Annotated in this window: 18 protein-coding genes; 7 read left to right on the top strand and 11 right to left on the bottom strand. The window is 54.5% G+C overall.

Translation table 11 applies throughout. The features are described 5' to 3' along the window. Window positions 1-20 precede the first annotated feature (20 nt). The 3 genes from QEH53_RS12490 to QEH53_RS12480 are packed head-to-tail and all read right to left on the bottom strand — an operon-like array spanning window position 21 to window position 3248. A complete protein-coding gene (locus tag QEH53_RS12490; RefSeq protein WP_309023534.1) occupies window positions 21-965 on the bottom strand; it encodes a metal ABC transporter permease in 945 nt (314 codons plus the stop codon). 7 nt (window positions 966-972) lie between these two features. Beyond that, window positions 973-2490 carry a metal ABC transporter permease gene (locus QEH53_RS12485; protein ID WP_309023533.1) on the bottom strand — a complete coding sequence of 506 codons (1518 nt, stop codon included), beginning with the start codon at window positions 2488-2490 and terminating at the stop codon, window positions 973-975. Then, window positions 2487-3248 carry a metal ABC transporter ATP-binding protein gene (locus QEH53_RS12480; RefSeq protein WP_309023532.1) on the bottom strand — a complete coding sequence of 254 codons (762 nt, stop codon included), beginning with the start codon at window positions 3246-3248 and terminating at the stop codon, window positions 2487-2489. Before QEH53_RS12480 ends, QEH53_RS12485 begins: the two co-directional genes overlap by 4 nt. Window positions 3249-3449: 201 nt before the next feature. On the opposite strand from QEH53_RS12480, the gene QEH53_RS12475 reads away from it, so the two are divergent. Both QEH53_RS12475 and QEH53_RS12470 read left to right on the top strand, forming a co-directional pair. Continuing rightward, a complete protein-coding gene (locus QEH53_RS12475; RefSeq protein WP_309023531.1) occupies window positions 3450-3818 on the top strand; it encodes a hypothetical protein in 369 nt (122 codons plus the stop codon). 120 nt (window positions 3819-3938) lie between these two features. After that, the gene (locus tag QEH53_RS12470; protein ID WP_309023530.1) at window positions 3939-6671 is read left to right on the top strand and encodes a phosphoenolpyruvate carboxylase; all 2733 of its coding nucleotides are present in this window, start codon (window positions 3939-3941) and stop codon (window positions 6669-6671) included. Between the two features lie 17 nt (window positions 6672-6688). Here QEH53_RS12470 and QEH53_RS12465 read toward each other — a convergent pair whose 3' ends face one another. From QEH53_RS12465 to rph, 4 genes are all read right to left on the bottom strand, one after another. Then, complete coding sequence (locus QEH53_RS12465; RefSeq protein ID WP_309023529.1) at window positions 6689-7087, bottom strand: DCC1-like thiol-disulfide oxidoreductase family protein; 399 nt, start codon at window positions 7085-7087, stop codon at window positions 6689-6691. A 124-nt stretch (window positions 7088-7211) separates the two neighbouring features. Continuing rightward, window positions 7212-8135 carry a succinate--CoA ligase subunit alpha gene (gene sucD, locus QEH53_RS12460; protein ID WP_309023528.1) on the bottom strand — a complete coding sequence of 308 codons (924 nt, stop codon included), beginning with the start codon at window positions 8133-8135 and terminating at the stop codon, window positions 7212-7214. A 29-nt stretch (window positions 8136-8164) separates the two neighbouring features. Continuing rightward, window positions 8165-9346: an ADP-forming succinate--CoA ligase subunit beta gene (gene sucC / locus QEH53_RS12455; protein WP_309023527.1), complete on the bottom strand. Its 1182-nt coding sequence runs from the start codon at window positions 9344-9346 to the stop codon at window positions 8165-8167. Window positions 9347-9550: 204 nt separating this feature from the next. Continuing rightward, window positions 9551-10309 (bottom strand): ribonuclease PH, encoded by a 759-nt coding sequence (rph, locus tag QEH53_RS12450; protein ID WP_309023526.1) that lies wholly within the window; start codon window positions 10307-10309, stop codon window positions 9551-9553. A gap of 157 nt (window positions 10310-10466) precedes the next feature. On the opposite strand from rph, the gene QEH53_RS12445 reads away from it, so the two are divergent. Next, complete coding sequence (locus QEH53_RS12445) at window positions 10467-11177, top strand: DUF1573 domain-containing protein (protein WP_309023525.1); 711 nt, start codon at window positions 10467-10469, stop codon at window positions 11175-11177. Between the two features lie 216 nt (window positions 11178-11393). Here the strand turns inward: QEH53_RS12445 and purB are convergent, their stop codons facing one another. Next, complete coding sequence (purB, locus tag QEH53_RS12440) at window positions 11394-12830, bottom strand: adenylosuccinate lyase (RefSeq protein ID WP_309023524.1); 1437 nt, start codon at window positions 12828-12830, stop codon at window positions 11394-11396. Window positions 12831-12977: 147 nt separating this feature from the next. On the opposite strand from purB, the gene QEH53_RS12435 reads away from it, so the two are divergent. Then, entirely contained in the window at window positions 12978-13694 is a 717-nt protein-coding gene (locus tag QEH53_RS12435; RefSeq protein WP_309023523.1) for a sulfotransferase, read from the top strand. An 87-nt stretch (window positions 13695-13781) separates the two neighbouring features. Here the strand turns inward: QEH53_RS12435 and QEH53_RS12430 are convergent, their stop codons facing one another. Continuing rightward, window positions 13782-14717 (bottom strand): carboxypeptidase-like regulatory domain-containing protein, encoded by a 936-nt coding sequence (locus QEH53_RS12430; RefSeq protein ID WP_309023522.1) that lies wholly within the window; start codon window positions 14715-14717, stop codon window positions 13782-13784. A gap of 161 nt (window positions 14718-14878) precedes the next feature. On the opposite strand from QEH53_RS12430, the gene QEH53_RS12425 reads away from it, so the two are divergent. From QEH53_RS12425 to QEH53_RS12415, 3 genes are all read left to right on the top strand, one after another. After that, window positions 14879-16684, top strand: a complete 1806-nt coding sequence (locus QEH53_RS12425) for an arylsulfatase (RefSeq protein ID WP_309023521.1) — start codon at window positions 14879-14881, stop codon at window positions 16682-16684. Window positions 16685-16782: 98 nt separating this feature from the next. Continuing rightward, window positions 16783-18120 carry an LTA synthase family protein gene (locus QEH53_RS12420; protein ID WP_309023520.1) on the top strand — a complete coding sequence of 446 codons (1338 nt, stop codon included), beginning with the start codon at window positions 16783-16785 and terminating at the stop codon, window positions 18118-18120. Continuing rightward, entirely contained in the window at window positions 18117-19613 is a 1497-nt protein-coding gene (locus tag QEH53_RS12415; RefSeq protein WP_309023519.1) for a hypothetical protein, read from the top strand. Before QEH53_RS12420 ends, QEH53_RS12415 begins: the two co-directional genes overlap by 4 nt. 9 nt (window positions 19614-19622) lie before the next feature. Here QEH53_RS12415 and QEH53_RS12410 read toward each other — a convergent pair whose 3' ends face one another. Both QEH53_RS12410 and QEH53_RS12405 read right to left on the bottom strand, forming a co-directional pair. After that, window positions 19623-20834 (bottom strand): class I SAM-dependent methyltransferase, encoded by a 1212-nt coding sequence (locus QEH53_RS12410; protein ID WP_309023518.1) that lies wholly within the window; start codon window positions 20832-20834, stop codon window positions 19623-19625. A gap of 51 nt (window positions 20835-20885) precedes the next feature. Then, entirely contained in the window at window positions 20886-21515 is a 630-nt protein-coding gene (locus QEH53_RS12405) for a class I SAM-dependent methyltransferase (protein ID WP_309023517.1), read from the bottom strand. Between the last annotated feature and the right edge of the window lie 2 nt (window positions 21516-21517).

Here is a 21517-nt window from a genome sequence, read left to right as displayed (position 1 = left end):
TGCCAGATCGGAAAACTATTTTATCGAAGCGCTCGCCAGATCAATCCACGACGCGGAGCGAAGACCCAAGCCAAAAGGAAGAGTCCGAAAATCACCGTGCTGATTGCTCCTGCAGTAGAGATATCCAGCCAAAGGGCGAAGTGCATGCCCAAAAGAGCACCAAGCAAAGCGATTACCAGCGTTATCCCCAAGATCACCGGCAATCGATCGGATAGAAGAGATGCAGTGGTTCCCGGAAAGATAAGCATTGCGATGACCAGAACTGCGCCCACCGCCTCGAAGGAGCTAACCACTACGATAGCAAGAAGTGACATTAAGGCATGATGCATCACCGCCGGACTCATCCCGATGGAACGAGCCAGTCCTGGATCAAAGGAGCTTACCACCAATGGTCGGTAAAACAGTACTACTAATCCAACTACAAGCAGAGCTACAATTCCCATCCGCAAAACCGAACCCGGAGCCGCAAATAAACCCAAAACCGAGCTCAACGGCTCGAGGGTTACGTGCTCGAGTTCTCCGTAGAGTACGCAATCCGTATCCAGATCCACATTCTCTCCGTAAAGCGATACCAGCACCACCCCGATAGCGAAAAGCGTCGTGAAAACGATTCCCAAGGCCGCATCCGTCTTGATGCGCGACTTCTGATGAATCACCTCGATCAAGGCTGTCGTCAATATCCCTGCTCCGACTGCACCCAAAAACATTGGCAAAGTGTCGCGACTCTGAGACACTAGAAAAGCGATCACCAAACCCGGTAAAACACTATGACTGATAGCATCTCCCACTAGAGCCATGCGGCGCCAGACGATGAACGTGCCGAGAAATCCGCAGGCAGCTGTAACAAAGAACCCCATCAAAAATATCCAAATGAACGGATCCAAGAACTCTGTCCAGGGCTCTACGAAAACCTGTTGGAAGGAAAACTCTGGAATCAATTGCGACCAAGTTGACATTGTATCCATCTATCTCTTACCGGTTTGGCATCCTGTACCCCGTGGTCTTTTCGTCTAGCCCACCCTGCGTAAGCGAACGTTGCAGGTCGGCCAAACTCGGAATTAGCTTTCCATGCGGATCCTCCACAGGGTAATCGAGTAAACGCTCCAAACGCCTCACCGTTTCCTCTCCCAGTACGTGTTCTATGATCTCCGCGTCATCATGCACGTGATCCGGTTCATACTCCGCCTGGTTAGTAAGATAAAGCTCCCAAAGTCGATGATTTCGCACTACGGCACACGCCCTCAACCAACCCTCCGGATTCAGAAAGGCAAAGGGCTTTCCTTCGATTTCCTTAAGATCGCAGACGCCAACCGCGCGCAGTTTCTGTAGACGACGAAGCGTTTCATCTGAAGTCTCGTTCATACGGATCGCCAAGTCCTTCACCTTAACACCTTCGCCTGCAAAGCCGTAACTCTCTCGTACTTGATAAATAGCCTTGAGCGTATTCTCATTCTCGATACGAATTTGCCCACTGCGACGCTTTCTCCAGCGCGAGACGAGCCCGTGCTTTGGCGAGAAAAAGAAGCTAAGCGTGAAGACAGCGCTAGACGCCAGCACCATCAACGGTCCCGTCGGCAAGCTATTACCCAAAAAAGAGAAAAAAGCCCCCAGAACTCCCGAGAAAATTCCAAACCCGCTGGCGATAATGAGCATGCGGTGCATGCGATCCGTCAACAAATACGCCGAGGCAGCTGGTATCACCAACATCGCCGAGACCAGTACGGCACCTACCGCCTGCAGCGATACTACCACCGTAAACGCCAGAAGCATCATCAAGAGATAGTGAAACAATCCCGCCGGCAAGCCGAGCGATCTCGCAAATCCGATATCGAAGCTTCCTACCAAAAACTGGCGATAAAAGAGTAACACTAACACGATTGACGCGGCCGCAACGCCCGCGATCATCCATACCTCGGTCGCGGATAAGGCGGCCGCCTGCCCAAATAGAAACTTATCCAACCCCGATTGCGTTCCGGTCGGAAGCTTTTGTATTCGGTTCATCAAGACAATTCCCACTCCATAGAAGCCCGCTAGCACCATCCCCAAAGAACTGTCTTCTTTGATGTGAGTGGTCTTCTTAATCAAGTTGACCATTACCGTACCCAAAATCCCCGCTAGAGTCGCACCGAAGAAAATGGCAAACGGATCCTTTTGACCCGCAACTAAATATCCGATCGCTACACCCGGAAGCACTGCATGCGACAAGGTATCGCCAAATAGTGACAACTTTCGCACCACAATGAAACTACCCAGCAATCCACAGCTCACCCCAAGAAAGACTGACCCGAGCAGCGCCGTACGCACAACATCGTCCCGCATGCTGAAAAAGCGAAACATCTGCTCCCAAACATTAGTCTCCTCAAGGTCGCTGATCCGTGCCGCTTCCGCTGTGGCGGAAAAGAAGAGGATAGATAAGAGCACAAGCAAATAGCGCGGACTTTTGACCCGAGTCAACTGATGCGATACTCCGTATCCAAATCCCAACTTCACTTCGACTCCTTCAATACCGTATTCGCGACCTCCGACAATATCGTCAACCGCCCCCCATACGTCTTCTGCAAAAGCTCCTGAGTGAAGACCTCCTTCGTTGGACCAAAGGCAACGAGGCGCATGTTCAATAGCATCAGCATATCGAAATAGGTCTGGGCGGTCGGAAGGTCATGGTGCACCACCAAAATCGTCTTGCCGCGGTCTTTTAGCTCACGCAACAGCTCGATGATAGCCGCCTCCGTCGCTGCATCCACCCCTACGAATGGCTCGTCCATCAAGTAAAGGTCGCTTTCCTGAGCCAAGGCCCGAGCTAGGAATACCCGCTGCTGCTGCCCTCCAGAAAGATTGGAGATCTGACGTTTCGCATAGGGCAGCATCCCCACTTTGTCCAAGCATGCCTCAGCGATCTCACGGTCCGACTTTCGCACGCGGCCCATAAGGCCAAGCTTGCCGTAGCGACCCATCAGCACCACATCCATTACATTGACCGGAAAATCCCAGTCAACCGACTCGCGCTGCGGCACATAGCCCACCCGCTTGGCCCCTTTGGCGAAGGAGTCTCCAAAAACCTTAACCCATCCGCCAGTCGCCGGAACAATACCCATGATCGCCTTAATCAAGGTCGACTTGCCCGCGCCGTTCGGCCCGACGATCCCCACGAGCTTCCCCTCCGGCACTTGGACATCCACGCCGTAGAGCACCGGACGCTTATCGTAGGCGACCGTCAAATCATGCGTTTCCAGTGGAATCTCTTGCATAGAACACTCCCATTAGAACCAAGCACCTCAGCAAGCAAGCTTAGTTTGAAAGCTCAATGAGTTCTACTTTGAATAATCAAAGTCAATATCGACACTCCTAGCCCTCTCAACTAAAGACCAATCGAATAGACCCCTCCAACGTCCATCCTAAACAGGCTCCTGATCTCAACTCTTTTCAGTACCAAAAAAACACCCACAACCATGTCTAAACTCACTATCATTCCCCACTACCTCCTCGCAATCATGCTGGTAGTTTTCGGACTCAACAAATTCCTCAACTTCATGCCGATGCCGGAACCAACCGGTCAAGCCGCCGATTTCATGGAAGCAATCACCGGCTCTTTCATTTGGCCAACCCTCGGCATCCTCTATGTCCTCTGCGGAATCCTACTCGCGATCAACAAAGCTGTTGGCCTCGCCACCGTCATCCTAGCTCCACTCGCCTTCTGCGCTCTGATGTACCATATTACGCTCGACCTGGCCAACATCCCCGGCGCGGCTATCTTCGCGGTTCTGCTCGTCATTACCATGATCGGAAACGCGGGCAAATATAAGGCCCTGCTGAGCTAAAACTCACTTTTGTCAAAAAAAAGCCCCGTCGTTGTGAGAATTGGCGGGGCTTTTGCATGTGCGAACGCTTTCGCTTGCCCCAAACCGCTCCTCCTAGAATCTATCGCGCCACACCAAGCCATGCCATCCTTCGAACAACAAATTAATACCGGCCTCGAAAAAGTGGACCGGGATATCGATCACCTTTTGACCTGCGCTCGCGAGGTCCTGGAAGAAATCGGCGAACCGGAACTCTCGCCCCTGCTCTTCCGCGAAAATCCCCAGGCCAACGAAGCCCCGCCGGAAAAAACCGCCCAAGTCCTCTCCATCGCTTTCCAGATCATGAATTTGGTGGAAGAAAACGCCGCTAACCAAGCCGGACGACGACGCGAAACCGAAGGACAAACCGCCTCTGATACCGGCTCTTGGGGCTACTGGCTCAAGCGAATAGCTGAAACAACACCCTCGAAAGGCGAACTGCTCGAAACCATCAGCCGCTCAAGCGTCTATCCCGTCCTCACCGGCCACCCTACGGAAGCCAAACGCCCCTCCGTGCTCGCCGCCCACCGAAAGCTCTACGAACTTCTCGTCGAGTTGGAGAACGACATGTACACTCCCGTCGAACGCGGCGAATTCCGCGACCGGATGAAGGCCATCATCGAGCTCATATGGCGCTCTGGCGAAATCCTCGTCGAAAAGCCCGACGTCGCCTCCGAACGCGACAATGTCCTCAATTACCTTACTCAAAAATTTCCCGTAGCCATCGAAATCTCCGACGCCCGCTTCCGGGCCGCCATGTCGCGAGCTGGCATCGAATGGGACGACTCTGACGTACAAGCCTACCCTCGTATCCACCTCGGCAGCTGGGTCGGCGGCGACCGAGACGGACATCCCTTCGTTACCGCAGCCGTCACCGCTGAAACATTTGCCCAACTGCGGAGCGCCGCCCTCGCCACACTCTCAAAAAAGCTTAAACAACTAAGCAAGGACATGGCGCTTTCCCAGCTCTTCCAGTCGCCGCCGCCGTACTTGCTGGAGCGGATCTGCCAGCTCGACCCGAAGTGCCAAGACGCCGAGGAAATCGAAGAGCCATGGAAGCGTTACGCGGAACTGGTTCGCGAAAACCTGCCTCGCGGCAAAAAGGGAAAGGAAGGCTACAAGCAGCCGAGTGAAGTCATCGCGGACCTCGAACTCCTCAAGCGCTCCCTCACCGAAGCGGGCGCCAAGCGACTATCAAACCTTTACGTGCGTCCCATTATCCGATTCTTGGATACGTTCGGCTTCCACATGGCAGCCTTGGATATTCGCCAAAACTCCGGCTACCACGACAGAGCCATGTCCCAACTTCTCATAGCCGCAGGAGTCGAGGACGGAGAGAATTTTGCCAATTGGAGCGAGGAGAACCGCGTAGCCTTCCTCTCTGAAGAGCTCACCCGAGCCCGCCCATTCGCTCAAGATCATGAGCATATGGAGCCCGAAGTTCGCGAAGCTGTCGGAGCCCTCAAAGAAGTCGCCAACCAAGTTCGGGACTACGGCCGCGCCGGCGTCGGACAGGCCATCATCAGCATGACCCGCTCTCTTTCCGACCTGCTCGTCCTCTACACACTCTGCCGCGAAGCCGGGCTCACACGCATGACGGATAAGGGCAACATCTGCCTCATCCCCATCTCGCCCCTTTTCGAAACACTCGACGACCTCGAAAACTCCGAGGCCATCATGGACGCCTTCCTCGCCCACCCCGTCACCCAAGCCAGCCTCCCTTGGCAACAGCGCCAGCTCGACGAAGGCTTCGCCAACTACGGCGTGCCTACCCCAGACCCCAAACAACCACTTGTCCAAGAAGCCATGCTAGGTTACTCGGACTCAAACAAAGACTCCGGCATAATCGCCAGCCAGTGGGGACTCTTCAACGCCCAGTCACGCCTCATCACCCTCGGCGAAAAACACGGGGTCAAGATCCGCTTCTTCCACGGGCGCGGTGGCACAGTCAGCCGCGGTGCAGGCCCAACGCACCGTTTCCTAGAAGCACTTCCCGCAGGCTCACTGGCCCCAGGATCACGCGTTACCGAGCAGGGCGAAATCATTGCCCAAAAATACGGAAACTTCCTCACCGCCGCCCGCAACCTCGAGCTTCTCGTCGCCGGATCGGTCGGCTCCCAACTCGCGGAAAGCCAAAACACGCCGACACCCGAACTCACCGAAGCGATGTCATTCCTTTCCGAATACAGTGCCAAGACCTACCGCGGGCTATTGCAAGAAGAGGACTTCCTATCCTTTTACCGCTCCGCGACCCCTATTGACGCGCTCGAGCAAAGCCGTATCGGCTCGCGGCCATCCCGCCGAAGCGGAAAGCCCAGCCTAAAAGACCTGCGAGCCATCCCTTGGGTTTTCAGCTGGAACCAATCCCGCTTCTACATGCCCGGCTGGTACGGAGTCGGCAGCTCGATAGCAGCGCTCAAAAGCGAAAAGCCAGAGTTGTTCGAAGCTCTCAAGAAAAGCGCCAAAACCTGGCCCTTCCTCCGCTACGTGCTCTACAATGTCGAGACCAGCGTCGAAAGCGCTAACCGAGCCGTCATGGAGTCCTATGCGAGCCTCGTACCTGATATCTCGATACGCGATCGATTCCTCAAACTCATCAACGACGAACGTGCTGCGACCCGTAAGGCCCTTGCCGAACTCCTCAACGGTCCGCTCGAGAAGCGACGCCCTCGCTTCTACAAAACGCTGCATGCCCGCGACAAATGGCTAGACCTCCTACACGCCCAGCAAATCGAGCTACTCGCCAGCTGGCGCGAATCCGGATCCGAGGAAAACCTCCGCTACGTTCTTCAAAGCATCAACGCCATCGCCTCCGGTCTCAGGACGACCGGATAGTCCCTCCGCGCGGATCCTCAATCCAAAAACCGGGCCCGCTCATCGGGCGTGGGCAGACGGCAGCTTTCCCGCTTGCCGAAAAAACGGTGGCGGCGTTTGGCAAACCAATCGTAAGCAATATCCCGCCAATCCGCAGGAATGATCACTAGCGGATAGAAGACCAGCCATATTCCGCCAAGAACCTTGGCAATCCTAAGCAACGCCGTCGTACGATAATAAAGCTCCTGCCCATCGAAAAAGGTAATCGTATCCACATTTTTCCGACGCTCTTCGGGCAAAATCTGCTTCGCCACTTCCCCTTGGATCGGTGAAAAGAGAAGCTCCTTCCGGTCATCAACCTTCAGCAAGAAGTCCACCGACTTATTGCAAAAGCCGCAAAGCCCATCGAAGAAGACTACGTTTTTTGTCAGTGGCATAAGCAACCTCTCTACAAGTATCGCTTCCCTAGTCAACTCGTTGGGTTGAGGCAAGCGAGAGCCGTACAGAAAAGGACGCCCCAAAGGAGACGTCCTTTTCAAAATACATTCTAAAGCACTCGCCTTAGCTAAGCGTTACTCCCTTTGCCTTGGCAGAGCGAAGCAATGCGTCAGCCATGTCGGATGGCGTAACCGCGACCTCGATACCGCACTCCTTGAAGACCTTGATTTTGGCTTCAGCAGTATCTTCCGCCCCACCGACAATCGCGCCAGCATGGCCCATGCGGCGGCCAGGAGGAGCTGTGGCACCAGCGATGAAACCGGCAACTGGCTTCGTGCAGTTCTCCTTGATCCAACGAGCCGCTTCGACTTCTGCATTTCCGCCGATTTCACCGATCAAGATGATGCCGTGCGTATCTGGGTCTTCGTTGAAGAGCTTGATGACGTCTAGGTGAGAAGTGCCGTTGACTGGGTCACCGCCGATACCCACGCAAGTGGATTGGCCGATGTCCTTTACCGTAAGCTGGTAAACGGCTTCGTAAGTCAAAGTGCCTGAGCGCGAAACAACCCCTACATGACCCTTCTTGTGAATATAGCCAGGCGCGATACCAATACGGCAACCGCCCTTGGAATCTTCGCCTTCGCCAGGGCTAACGAGGCCTGGGCAATTCGGGCCTACGAGGCGCGTCTTGCTGCCAGCCATAGCTCGCTTAACGCGAACCATGTCGCGAACCGGGATGCCTTCAGTGATCGCAACTGCTAAATCCACTTCTGCGTCGACGCACTCAAGGATGGCGTCTGCCGCGAAAGGCGGCGGTACGAAGATTACGGATACAGTTGCACCGGTCGCTTCAACGGCGTCCTTCACTGAGTTGTAGATGGGCACGCTCTTGCCGGCATGCTCGAAGGTTTGGCCGCCCTTGCCGGGAGTGACTCCCCCTGCAACCTGCGTGCCGTAATCGAGCGAAAGACGTGCGTGGCGCGCGCCGAACTCGCCGGTGATGCCTTGGATGATGATCTTAGTCTCGGGTGTGATGAGAATGGACATATCTTTAAATGTGTTGAAGTCGGCAGTTGTTAAGCGACGAGGTTAGCTATCTTTTGCGCGGCGTCTGCCATGCTATCTCCGGTCACAATAGTGAGGCCGGAACTGTCGAGCGTCTTACGGCCCGCCACTACGTTATTTCCTTCGAGGCGAACCACGAGCGGAAGCTCGAGGCCGACTTCCTTGACAGCATCCACGATGCCGTTGGCAATCACGTCGCAATCCATGATGCCACCGAAAATGTTGACGAAGATCCCCTTCACGTTTGGGTCGCCAAGGATGATCTTGAAGGCCGCGATCACTTGCCCCTTGGAAGCACCTCCGCCGACGTCGAGGAAGTTGGCTGGGCTGCCTCCGAAGTGTTGGATGATGTCCATGGTCGACATCGCGAGACCCGCTCCGTTCACCAAACAGGCGATGGAACCGTCGAGGGCGATGTATGAAAGGTCGAACTTGGAAGCTTCGATTTCCTTGGGATCCTCCTCGTTCAAGTCGCGCAGGTCTTGAATCTCTGGGTGACGGTAAAGAGCATTCGAGTCGAAGCTGACTTTCGCGTCGAGTGCCATCACTTCTTCCGACTCGGTAGTGATGAGCGGATTGATCTCGATCATGTCCGCATCCTTTTCCCAGAACATGGTATAGAGGTTACGGATGAGCTTGGCTGCGTTCTTGGACTCGAGCTTGGTCAGGCCGAGCTTGGTCACGAGCTCGCGGAGCTGGAAGTCAGCGAGGCCGTACGCAGGATCGATGAACACCTTGAAAATGCGATCAGGCGTTTCCTCGGCAACTGTCTCGATATCCATGCCACCTTCGGTCGAAGCAACAATCACCGGACGGGAAGTCGCGCGGTCTAGCAGGATCGCGAGGTAATACTCCTTCTTGATATCTGCGCCCTCAGTGAAGTAGACGGTCTGAACCTTGCGGCCTGATTCGCCCGTTTGGATGGTGACCAGCGTGTTGCCGAGCATCTTGTTCGCGTACTCGATCGCTTCCTCCTTGGTCTTGGCAAGCTTGACGCCTCCCTTGAAACCATCGGTGAAAGTGCCCTTACCGCGGCCTCCCGCGTGTATTTGCGATTTCACGACAACTAGGCCTTCACCCAAAGTGTCGATGCAAGATTCGAACTCGTCGCTCGAACTTGTCGCGGCGCCCTTTGGACAAGGGATGCCATATTCTTCAAAAAGTTTCTTCGCCTGGTATTCGTGAATATTCATAGCCTATGCTGGAAAATAGCGAGCAGAGCAAAAACGCTTCTCCCTTGTTAATCAACACCCCAACTACTCAAAACAAAGATTTGAGTGCGCTAATTGCGCCGAGGATTAGCGATTTTCGATTACTGCCCTAAGCCTGTTCATGGAGAGCGGACTCGCTCGTGGCGCTTCACTCTTGCCAAGAACACCCAGCGTCAGGGCGAAGACCTAGAGTTTGAGGTCGCCTAGGAGGCGTTTCGTCAGGAAGCTTGCCTGCATTGCTGACAGCTCCTTGATACCTTTCTTGGCAAGGCCAATGAGCTTGGCGAGCTCGTCTTCGGAGAAAGTGGCCTCTTCGCCCGTACCCTGCAGCTCTACAAACTCTCCTTTGCCGGTCATCACTACGTTGAAGTCTACGCTGGCATCACGATCCTCGATGTAGGGGAGGTCCAGTACCGGCTGACCTTCATAGATCCCGACGCTCACCGCCGCGATCGAGTCGCTGAAAGGGTTCTCCTTTAGTGTGCCAGCGTCGATGAGCTTTTGTACGGCCAAGCGAGCCGCCAAGAATGCACCCGTAATCGAAGCAGTGCGGGTACCACCATCGGCTTGCAGCACGTCGCAATCGACCCAAAGCGTGTGGCCAGGAAGCTTTTGCAAGTCGATCACGGCTCGCAGCGAACGTCCGATCAGACGTTGGATTTCCACCCCGCGACCATCCTGCTTGCCGCGGCTCGAATCGCGCTGCTTACGGTCGAGGGTGCTGTACGGAAGCATGGAGTACTCAGCAGTCAGCCAACCTCCTGAAACATTTTGGGCACGCATCCAGCCGGGAACCCGCTTCTCCAACATCGCTCCGCAAATGACTTTGGTATCACCAAAACTCACGAGAACGGATCCCGTAGCGTTAGCCGCAAAATCGGCTTGGAAAGAAATCTCGCGCAAGGCGTCGCATTCGCGCCCATCGGGTCTGGAAAAGCTGCTCATAGTTCGCGCAGCACAAACCGCCACCTTCTTTCACACAACTCAATTTCTTAGTAAAAGGGCCTCATCCACTATACATGCCTCAAAGCCGCCTGGGGCATTCGGGTGGACGGAAAGAAGGATTGAACTTTTTTGGCCTAAACCGATCATTGAATCCAACATGACGTCTCAATCTTGTAAACTCGCCAATCTGCTCCCCCGATTCATCTGCTTCGCACTGTTAGGCCTTGCAGCCCCAAGTCTCGTCTTCGCCGCATCTCTCGAGTGGTCAAACGAAACCCAGCAATTCGAGACAGGGTTCGAAGACGAAGCGGTAGAGGCGACATACGCATTCACGAACGTCGGCGATTCCACCGTCACTATCGTAGAATCCAGCGCTTCCTGCGGCTGCACCGTTCCCTCACTCACCAAAAAGACTTACGAGCCAGGTGAAAGTGGCGAGCTGAACGCAATTTTCACCATCGGTTCCCGCCAAGGAAAACAGCGGAAGTTCATAACAGTCATCGCCGAGGACGCCAACGGAACTCAAAACACCTACGAGCTCAAGCTGGAGGTCGACATCCCTATACCTGTGTCATTCAATCCCCGCGTTCGCTTCTGGAAACTCAGCGAGGAAGCCGTCACTCAGGAAATCGAAGTCACGTTTCACGAAGAAGCGTCCATGGTCCTGACCGGACTCAAACGCAAAGACGACGATCAAGGCGGTCAATTCGACTACGAAATCGAAACGGTAGCAGAAGGTCTTGAATACATCATAAAGCTCACCCCGAAAACACCAAACGTGAAATCCCGCGACACCTTCCTGCTCGTCAGCGAGCAAGGTAATGACGAAATATTGAGACGGTATCCAATCTACGCCTACGTGCGATAAGCATCGCTAGCAACTCCGTACAGCTGGAACCTCTCTTCCCGCAAAGTCACCTAGAGGACTGGTTCCACCCGGTCCGTCGGTCAAGAGATAGACTCACCTTGCACCTCTCTTCCCGCAAAATGGCGATGCCCCAATTTTAAAAACAAAAAAAAGGCCACCCTCATAGGTGGCCTTTAACTGTATCAAAATTTATGTAACAGCCTGAGCGCCTTCGCCTTAAAGCATTCGTCCCGGCTTTACTTTGGTTGCCTCCGGGAACTTCTTCACCCACTTCGCAACCTCACGCTTGAACTGGTCGACCTGCTGTGGGGCCGCACCGATAAAGCGCTTCGAGTTGCCGATGATCGCCTGAAGGGCCTTGAGATCGAGCGGTATACGATCGTCCTTGGCAAGCAGACCGATCAAGTCCGCCTCCTGAGCGCGTCCCAGACGGATAAACTTGCTGGCCTCGAGCGCCGCTTCCTTGATCGCCTCGTGAGCGACTTCGCGCCCGGCTCCCGCCTTCACGCTCTCCATGAGAATCGAAGTCGTCGCGAGAAACGGTAGCTGCACCGCGTTCTCAGCAGCGATCGCTTCCTCGAAAACACCCATGTTTCCGAGAACCGTAATGTAAGCTTCCAGCAAACCATCGATCGCGTAGAAAGAATCCGGCAACATCACGCGGCGCACCACGGAGCAAGACACGTCACCCTCGTTCCATTGGTCGCCCACCAAGCCCGACGCCATAGCGGCATAGCCCTTTAGCAAGGTGCAGAAGCCATGGACGCGCTCGCTGCTACGGCAGTTTACTTTATGCGGCATGGCTGAGGAGCCGACCTGCCCCTTCAGGAAACCTTCGGTCATCAATCCCTGACCCGCCATCAAACGAATCGTGTTCGTCATGTTGGCCGCAGCAGAGGAGACTTGCTCGAGGGCGGTAACCGTATCCAAATCTAGACTACGCGGATAAACCTGTCCGACGTTATTGAGCGACTTCTTGAAGCCGAGGTGGGCAACGATCTTTTCCTCTAGGGCTAGCACCTTCTTAGCATCGCCTTCGAACAACGTCTGCTGGTCGAGCTGGGTGCCGACAGCGCCCTTCAAGCCGCGCGCTGGATAACGCTCCACCAAGTCGTGCAAGCGGTCGATAGCGATCAAGAGCTCCTGCCCTCCCATCGCCAAACGCTTGCCCATGGTCGTCGCTTGAGCTGGCACGTTGTGCGTGCGGCCCGTGATCATCAGCGTGCGATACTCGACCGCTCGCTCGGAAATCTTATTGAGGGCCGCAACCACCTTAGTGCGAACCAGTTCCAGAGCGCGAAGCACCTGCAGCTGCTCCACGTTTTCCGTCAAGTCGCGACTGGTCATGCCGACGTGAATCGTCTCATAGCCAGCCAAGGCGGAAAACTCGTCGATACGCGCCTTCACGTCGTGCAAGCAAACCCGCTCTCTGGCGTCGATCGAAGCGAGATCGATAGTGTGCTTCACCTTTTCGTACGCCTTGATCGCCTTCACCGGGATGTTCAATCCCAGCTCGCGTTGGCCCTTCATTACCGCGATCCAATAATCGCGCTCGATCAGGATACGCCCCTCGGGCGACCAAATTGCCTTCATCGCAGGAGAAGCGTAACGCTCCGCCAACACGTTCGTAATGACTGACTGTGAGTTTGGCATGATAAAAAGAGCCCGAACCCTATCCCCATAGCAATCCAAGGAAAGCTTTTTTACCCCGAGAGGGTCGCCCACTCAAAAAACCTTGGCTCACCCCTGAGCATTCCCCATCACCCATTAGCGACTCACACAGACTTCCGCCTCGCATCAATGACCCAGCCAACGCCAAGCACCCAAACCAGAACCATCGCCATCGAGCTCAGCACCATGCGCTCTGGCTCGACCCTGCTGAAGGCACTCATGTCCGCCGCGCCCGACATCTCCAGTCTGCCCGAGGTCAACTTCACCAAGTACCAATCCACTGACGCCCTGCAAAAGATCCATGCCCTCTGCGAGGAACGCATCATCGTCCTCAAGCGCCCCTCCTGGTTCAACGACGCGAGCCGCTATCCAAAGCTTCCCGCCGTACCCAACACCCGCCAACTCATCCTCACCCGCGACGTGCACACAAACGTCGCCTCCTTGCGAAAAATGGTATTCCGCAAGCTCGAGCCCTACCTTCCCAAAGGCCCCATCGACCGCTGGCTCGCTAACTACTGGTCGAAATCCTACGACAGTCTCCTATCTCGCTTCCCCGACGACGGCCCAGAGAACTTCTGGGTACCCTACGAGGATCTTGTTCGCGATCCCATCCAATGGACCGAAAAGATCTTCGCCTTCCTCGGTTCCGAGCGAACCGAAGGCGTCGACTCCTACCCACCACCCAAAGACTTCGAGTGGAAGTGGGGCTCCGACGACGGCGGCGACAAAATCAAATCCCTAAAAGTCCAGCCCAACCCCATCCCCCAATCCTCCCTCGACATCCTCGCCCGCGTCCGCGACATCCCCCGCGTCGCCCAAACCCGCCAAAAACTCGGCTACCAGTAGGGCTGGCGCTCGCGCCACGCCGCATCAACCAAATCCAATCCTTTTCCCAATCACCCTTCCACCCCACCCCAAACTCACGGAAGCCCTCTAATACTCGCTATTGGTCGAGCCGTCCTGCAGCACCCGCCCACCCGTCTCGTTAATAAACACTCTAATGAAGAGATTCCGCGCACTAGGCCGTACATGATCCGGAGTCGCGGTTAATCTTATTCTCGCATACCAACCTTCTTCGCTGCGCACAAAAAAGTCTCCATCCACCCCGCCCCGGTAATCCTTATCGGCATACCCGTATCCAATTTTCCACTCCGGAGCATAGCCTTCCACAGGAGCGACCATCACTACTTCCCCTTCCTTCACGTAGCGCACCCCACCTCCGAGCGCATCCAAACGAAACGTCCAATCATAGCGGTAACCCTCCTCATCGACCGCCCCTTTCTCGGCAATGATCAACAAATCGCCGCCATCCGAAACCACCCCATTCCGGAGATCCAACCGTACTGGCTCGCCATCCCAAGGCAGCCATTCCTTATACTTTGCAAAAAACAGCTTCGTATCCCTCAGGTCCCTGATCGCCACAAACACCCGCGGCTCCAACTCAGTCGACAAACGAACGTCTTCGCGGGTGTAGCTAAAATTCCTCAATTGCCGCGAAGCAAACGTGTAACCCGCCTTTTCGATCGACTCCAAACCCAACATCGACCCCGTTTTACCGACCAACGAAAACCTCCCCGCCGCATCCGTTTGCACCGTATGATCCTCCACCTTCTCCTGCACAGAGCCATCCGGCAAAACCATGCTGCCTCGCACCCTCAATACCACATCAGCACCCGCTATCCCCTTGCCATTCTCGTCGACAAGACGGCCCCAAAATGAGATCGGAACGTTGATCGACTCGATGTAGCGCTTCAACTCCTCCGCTCGGCTTTCCTCCCGCGGCATGGTCAACTGAGCATCCGTCATCGAACAAATCGACAACACCAACCAAATACCAAAGATACCCAAAAACAATCGATCGCGCTTCATCACCGAATCCATTTTCAACAGCTTAAACAAGAAAACCGCTTCGACTAAACCGCCCACCCACCGTCATAGCAAACCTCATCCCGCAGCCCAATACCCCAAACCTCCGACGCAAAATCTCATAGCCACCCCGCCCGCGTCACCGCCTCCCCAATCAAAGCATCATGCGCCCCCTCATCCTATTCCTAACCCTCTTCACCCTTCATCCCTCAACCCTCACCCTTCTTTCCGCCGCTTCGGGCGGAAATCCCCCCAACGTGCTCGTCATCCTCGCCGACGACCAAGGGTGGGGAGACCTTTCGTTGCATGGTAACCAAAACCTCGATACGCCTGCCCTCGACCGCCTGGCCGCTGAAGGGGCCCAGTTCACCAACTTCTACGTCCAGCCCGTCTGCTCCCCCACCCGAGCCGAATTCCTGACGGGCCGCTACTACCCGCGCAGCGGCGTCTACTCCACAGGTGCCGGCGGCGAACGCATCGACGCCGACGAGCAACTCATCTCCGAAGTCTTCCGCTCCGCTGGCTATGCCACCGGTGCCTTCGGCAAGTGGCACAGCGGCACCCAAGCTCCCTACCATCCCAACACCCGCGGATTTGACGAATTCTACGGCTTCACCTCCGGACACTGGGGCAGCTACTTCGACGCCTTGCTCGACCACAACGGCGAGTTCGTTACCAGTACTGGCTACCTGCCCGATACCCTCGCCACCGCAGCGCTCGAGTTTATCGAGCAACAACACAAAGCTGGCCGGCCTTCCTTCACTTACCTCGCCTTGCCTACACCGCATTCCCCCATGCAAACCACCGAAGACGACTGGGCTCGCTTCAAACACAAAAAGATCTCTTCCCTCGCGACCGATCCGGAAGAGGAGGACTTGCAGCACACTAGAGCGGCCCTCGCCATGGTCGAGAATATCGACGAGAACGTTGGCCGAATCCTAGACCGTATTCGCGAACTGGATATCGAAGAAAGCACCATCGTCGTCTACTTCTCTGACAATGGCCCCAACGGCTGGCGCTATAACGGCAGCATGCAGGGCAAAAAAGGAGGTACCGACGAAGGCGGTGTTCGCTCACCCCTCTTCATCCGCTACCCGAAAGCAATCTCCCCCCGCACCACCATAAACACCGTCACGGGATCAATCGACCTTCTGCCAACGCTCGGCCAACTTGCTGGCATCGAATGGCAACCCCGCCAGCCCCTCGACGGCATCAGCCTCGCCCCAGTATTTTTCGACTCCGACTTAAAGGCGCCCCTCCGTCTACTCTACTCTTACTGGAACGATCGCGTCAGCGCTCGTAGCCAAGACTACCGTCTAGATTCCGCTGGACGGCTCTTCCACATTCCCAGCGACCGCGAACAAAAGCACGACCTTTCCCAACAAAAACCCGACCTCACTTCCGCCTTTCAAGCTGCCGTGGACAATTGGAAAGAAGCGCTGCTCATACCTGAGAACATAAACGAGGCACGCCCCCTCACCATCGGCTATCCCGGCCTCGCTACCACCCAGCTTCCGGCCCGCGACGCTGATTGGACCGGAAACATAAACCGCTCCGCACGCTGGCCCAATTGTTCCTACCTCACCGATTGGACAAGCGACACCGACCGCATTACCTTCGACGCCCACGTCGGCCAAACAGGCACCTACAAAGCCATCATACTTTACACCGCTCCCGAATCTTCCATCGGTACCGAGATCATTCTCACAGCGGGCAAAAACAAAATTTTCACTCGTATTCAAAAAGCCCACACACCCCCTGCATATGGCATGGAGCACGACCGCGTCGACCGCTCCATAGCGGGCGAATCCTATGTGAAAGATTTCGCCACCCTCGACCTCGGCGAAATCGAGCTTCAGAAAGGCCGAGTTACCCTTGAGCTTCAGACGAGTGGATTTAAAGCAAGCCAAGCCATCGAGTTTCGATTGCTCTCCTTAGAGGCAAAAGGAGGAGAAGCGATCGCCAATTGAGCTTGAGTCCCCCGCGCTCAATTGGAGGATGCAAGGACCCCGTCCTCATCTCCATTGATTCGATACCTATCGAAGCGGCAACAACCCTCAAATCCTGAGTGCTCTCCTACTTTAGAAAAGACAAAGCCAAACGCAGAAGACTCAACCTATTCCATCTCTGGCTTTTTGTCTGTGCCTGCCTCATCGTCATAATCTGTACGACGACTGTAGAGTGGCGACTCGTCAATATGCGTTACCTCAGTCGCCATATAGTGAAGGAGCTCGGTTTCGTCGGCTACTTGACAAACGAGCTGACAGAATTTGCGAAACGCACCATAGAGGAATTCACGCTCTCCACTCGTGACACGAAGAGTTTTCGCGAATATATGGAGCAGGTCCATGAAGCAAACCGAGGGAGCCAAGCACCCTCGACCTCGGGGCAAGCAAAGCACCTCGTTTACATTCAGATGGAATCCGTGGACGGGCTCAGCATCGAATCCACCCTAGAGGGGATGCCCCTCATGCCATTCCTTTACGTGCTTCGGAAAGAGTCTACCTACTTCCCCCACACCATCGATAACACATCATCTGGCCGAACCACCGACGGAGAACTACTGACTCTCACTTCGCTCCCATCGATCTACGGACAACCTGCGTTTCAGAACTTCGATTTGTCGAAAGTCCCCAGCCTGCCACGCGTGTTCAACGACGCCGGCTACTACACATTCTCTATCCACGGATACAAGGGATCATTCTGGAACAGGGCGGCCGCACATTCACAACTTGGATTCCAAGACAGTTTCTTTCGTCCCGACCTTATCGATGACGAAATCATAGGCTGGGGCATTTCTGACGAATCTATCTTGAATCAAGCTGCAGAGAAAATTGTGGCATCCGATTTGCCGACGTTCGCCCACATAATTCTACTCACGAATCACCACCCTTATAGGCATGTCGCCAAGCGAAACGGAAAAAAGCCAGGTGACATCGTTCTCGATCACATCGCTTCGCTTCGCTATATGGACTCTTCGATCCAGTCCTTTTTCGAGAAATTGGATGAACAGGGAATACTGGAAAACTCCATTGTAGCCATCTACGGGGACCATGACAGCGCCATTCGCAGGCAAATTGCCGAACGCACAAAGCCCGACTTCAAACAGGTCGTAAAAGACAAAGTGCCTTTGCTCATCTACGGGCTCAACGAGCCCCCCAAAACCGTCGAGAAACTAGCAAGCCTTCAAGATCTTCCGGTAATTGCACTTCAAGAATTGGGCCTTCTCATCCCGAGCTCGTTCACTGGCAACGCCCTTCACTCCATACGTCCCGTTCTCGAGCACAAAAACCGCTTGCTCTCGATCGACGCAGGAGAGGTAAAACAGGAGCAAACACCTTTCGATACTTCGCTATTCACAAAAATGGCGATTCTCCACCCAGAGCGAATGCAGCCAACAAAGTGAGAAAAATCACTCCAATATTAATCGCTGCCCTCATGCTACTTTCAGCTGGACTAGCTAGTCAAGTGCATGCTCACCGCCCTCCCGCACCGGAGCATACCAGCGAAGCTCGCCTCAGTTCCTCCGACATTGAGAACTACTCTGCTGAGCTGTCCTACCAAAGCGTTCTTATATCCATCGAGGGAGAAATCTTCGTCAATACTGACATCGAAAATCTTCGCTTCAAAGGCCAATACCATACACGTCAAAAACTGGACGACGAGGTCAGGCTTGCCTTTCAAGTGTATTCTAAAAATGGCGACATGGTCTTCCTAGATGGCGAAAGGACCGAACTCCTGCCCAAAGAACAAGGTCACACCGCGGCATTCGACTACAGCTATCAACTGGGCACCCTAAACGTCCCTAACAAACACAAGGAGTTCTACATTCGTTTTAACTACGTGAGAGAAGGAGAGTACTGGGCCGACATGAAGTACCCGAATATGGAACTACCCTCCTTCTTTGTCAGCGGTCTCGAGAGAAGCGAAATTTTAACTCCAATCCTGTCCTATTTCCCGACCCTTATACCAGAGAAGAAAACCAGCTACTCGCTCCACCTATTCAGGAGCGAAAAAAAGGTAACAGGCCCCTTCAAGCACCGAGCGACTGCACAAGTGAAATACGTCGAAGACGGTGGATTGGATAACAATAGACGATACGAAATTAAATCTGATACTAAAGGAAAAGACTGGCACGTTTCACTCATCTCCTACCGTTTGGATCGAGTCGGTGAAGTCCAAAGACGTCTCGGTTTTGTTTGGGACGGGGTCCAGTGGTACCCGCAAGCGAACGACCAATTCAAAACGTCCTACTCCGTATCCGCAGGGCTCTACCTTCTAGTAAACGCGATCGCTGTATTGATAGCATCACTACCTTTCTACTTCGCGCGGACGGTCATACGAGGGAAATGGCTCTACGTCCTTGCCTCTGCTATCAGCCTCTTGGTGCTGGCAGAATTTCCAACTCTAGACACTCTGCTCTTTGCCCTCGTCTACGTCTCAATTTGCCTCGGACACAAAATATTGTCGACTCAACGAGCACTCTATTGGGTTCTCCTGGCTTACGTTGTCGCCAACGAATTTATCTGGGGTCACATCGTGCCCGTAGGCCCCACAGAACTAGCTCCTTTCTTGCTTTCCATATCCATCGCTGCGCTCGCAATGGCCCCCATTACTCTTATGAGCAGGCCGTGGGCTAAGCTGATCACTGGAAATCTCGCGTTCCTAGCGATCGCTAGCTTTTATGCGACCATGGCGATCTATTACCTGTTCTTCGACGACTATCCCAGTTTGAACGTACTCACCTACGCGTCCCAAGCGACCGATTTGCTCGATTCAATCACCAGTTACTTTGACTCTCGTTTCTCGACCTTTGCTACCACTAGCGCGATCGGCCTCTTGGCGACAAATCTAGCCGCTTCTAGCAGTCCCTGCCCCACAGATCGACAGATATCCTAGACCACCGGCTCAAACGTAGACGTCTACATCCAAGTAAACCATCTCTGAGCCTAGGATGTGAAACCAAGTTACAAGCTCCGACACGAGATCGAAGCCAATCTTGTACCGTCCAGGTTCCATCACCACCAACGGGACTTGCACGGTCACACTCTCACCCGGAAGAACCTCTCTTGGCAGACCTCCCCGCGTCAGGTCCACAGCCAGAATCTTTTTCTCCGTATCAAAAAGTTGAGTACCAACGTTAACAGTTCCAATTTCCGCCGGACTTCCCCTCAGCCACTTGCTCGTCCCGGTATTCGTAACCTTCACTTCCACAAAAGCCTGCGTATTTGCCTGAAACCGGAGAGGCTCCGACTGGATTTGGATAACATGGGCCAACCCCTCAGCTGAACGGCTATCTGCAACCGCCTCCCCTTTGCTGAAGCAAAAAACGCCGCTGGTGCGCATCGAATCCCGAATGTGATCCAAGATGCGACTCGAAAAGTCCTCGCCGTCACATACCGCCCGACGTTCCTCCAAGCTCAATTCGAGATCAGAGAGGCTGAACGTTTTGAACTTCGGTTCTCCAAACCCTACCGATCCCGCCAAGGCTGCAATTTCCTCTATCTTCAGATCATTCTCTAAAACCTTGTAAGTCCTCATTTCGTACTGCGACTCGACCGAAGTCGAATGCTCCCCCAAAGGCTCGTTAAATCCAATGATGCCTCCCGGTGCCAATATCCGATAAAACTCACGCATCACCGTTTCCTGATTTGGTACATGGTGAAAAACATCATAGCAGACGATCCTGTCTACTGACTCATCCGGAAGATCTATGCGATGCCCGTCAAACAACAGAAATTCGTATCCAACCTTTGGATCATAGACCACAGAAAACTCCTCAAACAAGCGCTTGCCCAGATCCAACGCTTCCTGCGACACGTCCAAAGACACCACTGGACATCCCATCTGCCAAATCATCTTGGAAAGCCAGCCCGTTCCCGCCCCAAAGTCCAAGGTCCGCAAACCGGGCTTCATATTCAAAATTTGGAACAAATACCCAAGTAGCCTCAAGTGCTCCGCTGTTTCCGAAACCATGGAAAACGGCTTTCCCATCTGATACTCTGGCAGGGGCAAGCGCTTGTAGTATTCATCCGAGAAGCGGTTAAACTCCTCGATCGATAGCTCCTTGATCAGTTGCTTGGGATCGATAGACGAATCTGAGTTAGATGATTCCTGCATCGGACCCAACTCAATCCATTACAAGCTCGCTCGCAAGCTTTCTGCCCAAGCTTACTCTCGAATTCGAGCCGACACCATGATCCACGGGAAGGGGTTGTACCAAGCGTCCACTTCGAAGCCGCCTCCTTCCAGAAATCGGGCGAAAGCGCTCGGACTCCAATGGTTCAAATGCCCCGGCGTATTGCCCCAGTCTCCCCAGTACTGGCCGCGTGCCATGTTCAACGCCCGCCAGATGGGCTCCCTAGGCACCGACAGCAAATAAGCTCTCGCTCCCAGCTCTCGCAGCTTGGCTAAGCCACGCTCCGGTGCCTCCAGATGTTCCAAGACCTCGCAGCAAACGACCACATCCCGACCGTGCCGCTGCGCATCCAAATCGTAAATACTGAGCTGCTCGAAGCTCAGTGCGTCTTTCGCCCATTGCGCGTTCCCATCGATCACTGCCGCCGAAAAATCGCTCCCGTGCACTGGCACCTGAAAGGTCTCCTGCATCGCCCGCGTCAGACGCGCCTCGCCGCAACCGACTTCGTGGATCGACCTCGGAGCGAGCCGCGTCAGTCCCTCGAACAGCCGCTTGTCGAAGCCATTCACCAAGGCCCGACTAATCGGATTCTTGAGGTTCCCTTTGTCCACCTGGTTTCCGATGAAGATACCGTCTTCTAGCTGCCGCTCGTGGTTATCCATTT

The organism is Pelagicoccus sp. SDUM812002 (assembly GCF_031127835.1).
Taxonomy (GTDB): domain Bacteria; phylum Verrucomicrobiota; class Verrucomicrobiia; order Opitutales; family Opitutaceae; genus Pelagicoccus.
The sequence above is the reverse complement of the archived record's forward strand: the minus strand, read 5'-3'. Positions and strand labels throughout refer to the sequence as shown.

What these genes read in the sequence shown, in the direction of transcription:
- QEH53_RS12490 (WP_309023534.1), bottom strand. Translation starts at nt 965, where the DNA reads ATGGATACAATGTCAACTTGGTCGCAATTGATTCCAGAGTTTTCCTTC.
- QEH53_RS12480 (WP_309023532.1), bottom strand. Translation starts at nt 3,248, where the DNA reads ATGCAAGAGATTCCACTGGAAACGCATGATTTGACGGTCGCCTACGAT.
- QEH53_RS12475 (WP_309023531.1), top strand. Translation starts at nt 3,450, where the DNA reads ATGTCTAAACTCACTATCATTCCCCACTACCTCCTCGCAATCATGCTG.
- QEH53_RS12470 (WP_309023530.1), top strand. Translation starts at nt 3,939, where the DNA reads ATGCCATCCTTCGAACAACAAATTAATACCGGCCTCGAAAAAGTGGAC.
- QEH53_RS12465 (WP_309023529.1), bottom strand. Translation starts at nt 7,087, where the DNA reads ATGCCACTGACAAAAAACGTAGTCTTCTTCGATGGGCTTTGCGGCTTT.
- sucD (WP_309023528.1), bottom strand. Translation starts at nt 8,135, where the DNA reads ATGTCCATTCTCATCACACCCGAGACTAAGATCATCATCCAAGGCATC.
- sucC (WP_309023527.1), bottom strand. Translation starts at nt 9,346, where the DNA reads ATGAATATTCACGAATACCAGGCGAAGAAACTTTTTGAAGAATATGGC.
- rph (WP_309023526.1), bottom strand. Translation starts at nt 10,309, where the DNA reads ATGAGCAGCTTTTCCAGACCCGATGGGCGCGAATGCGACGCCTTGCGC.
- QEH53_RS12445 (WP_309023525.1), top strand. Translation starts at nt 10,467, where the DNA reads ATGACGTCTCAATCTTGTAAACTCGCCAATCTGCTCCCCCGATTCATC.
- purB (WP_309023524.1), bottom strand. Translation starts at nt 12,830, where the DNA reads ATGCCAAACTCACAGTCAGTCATTACGAACGTGTTGGCGGAGCGTTAC.
- QEH53_RS12435 (WP_309023523.1), top strand. Translation starts at nt 12,978, where the DNA reads ATGACCCAGCCAACGCCAAGCACCCAAACCAGAACCATCGCCATCGAG.
- QEH53_RS12430 (WP_309023522.1), bottom strand. Translation starts at nt 14,717, where the DNA reads ATGAAGCGCGATCGATTGTTTTTGGGTATCTTTGGTATTTGGTTGGTG.
- QEH53_RS12425 (WP_309023521.1), top strand. Translation starts at nt 14,879, where the DNA reads ATGCGCCCCCTCATCCTATTCCTAACCCTCTTCACCCTTCATCCCTCA.
- QEH53_RS12410 (WP_309023518.1), bottom strand. Translation starts at nt 20,834, where the DNA reads ATGCAGGAATCATCTAACTCAGATTCGTCTATCGATCCCAAGCAACTG.
- QEH53_RS12405 (WP_309023517.1), bottom strand. Translation starts at nt 21,515, where the DNA reads ATGGATAACCACGAGCGGCAGCTAGAAGACGGTATCTTCATCGGAAAC.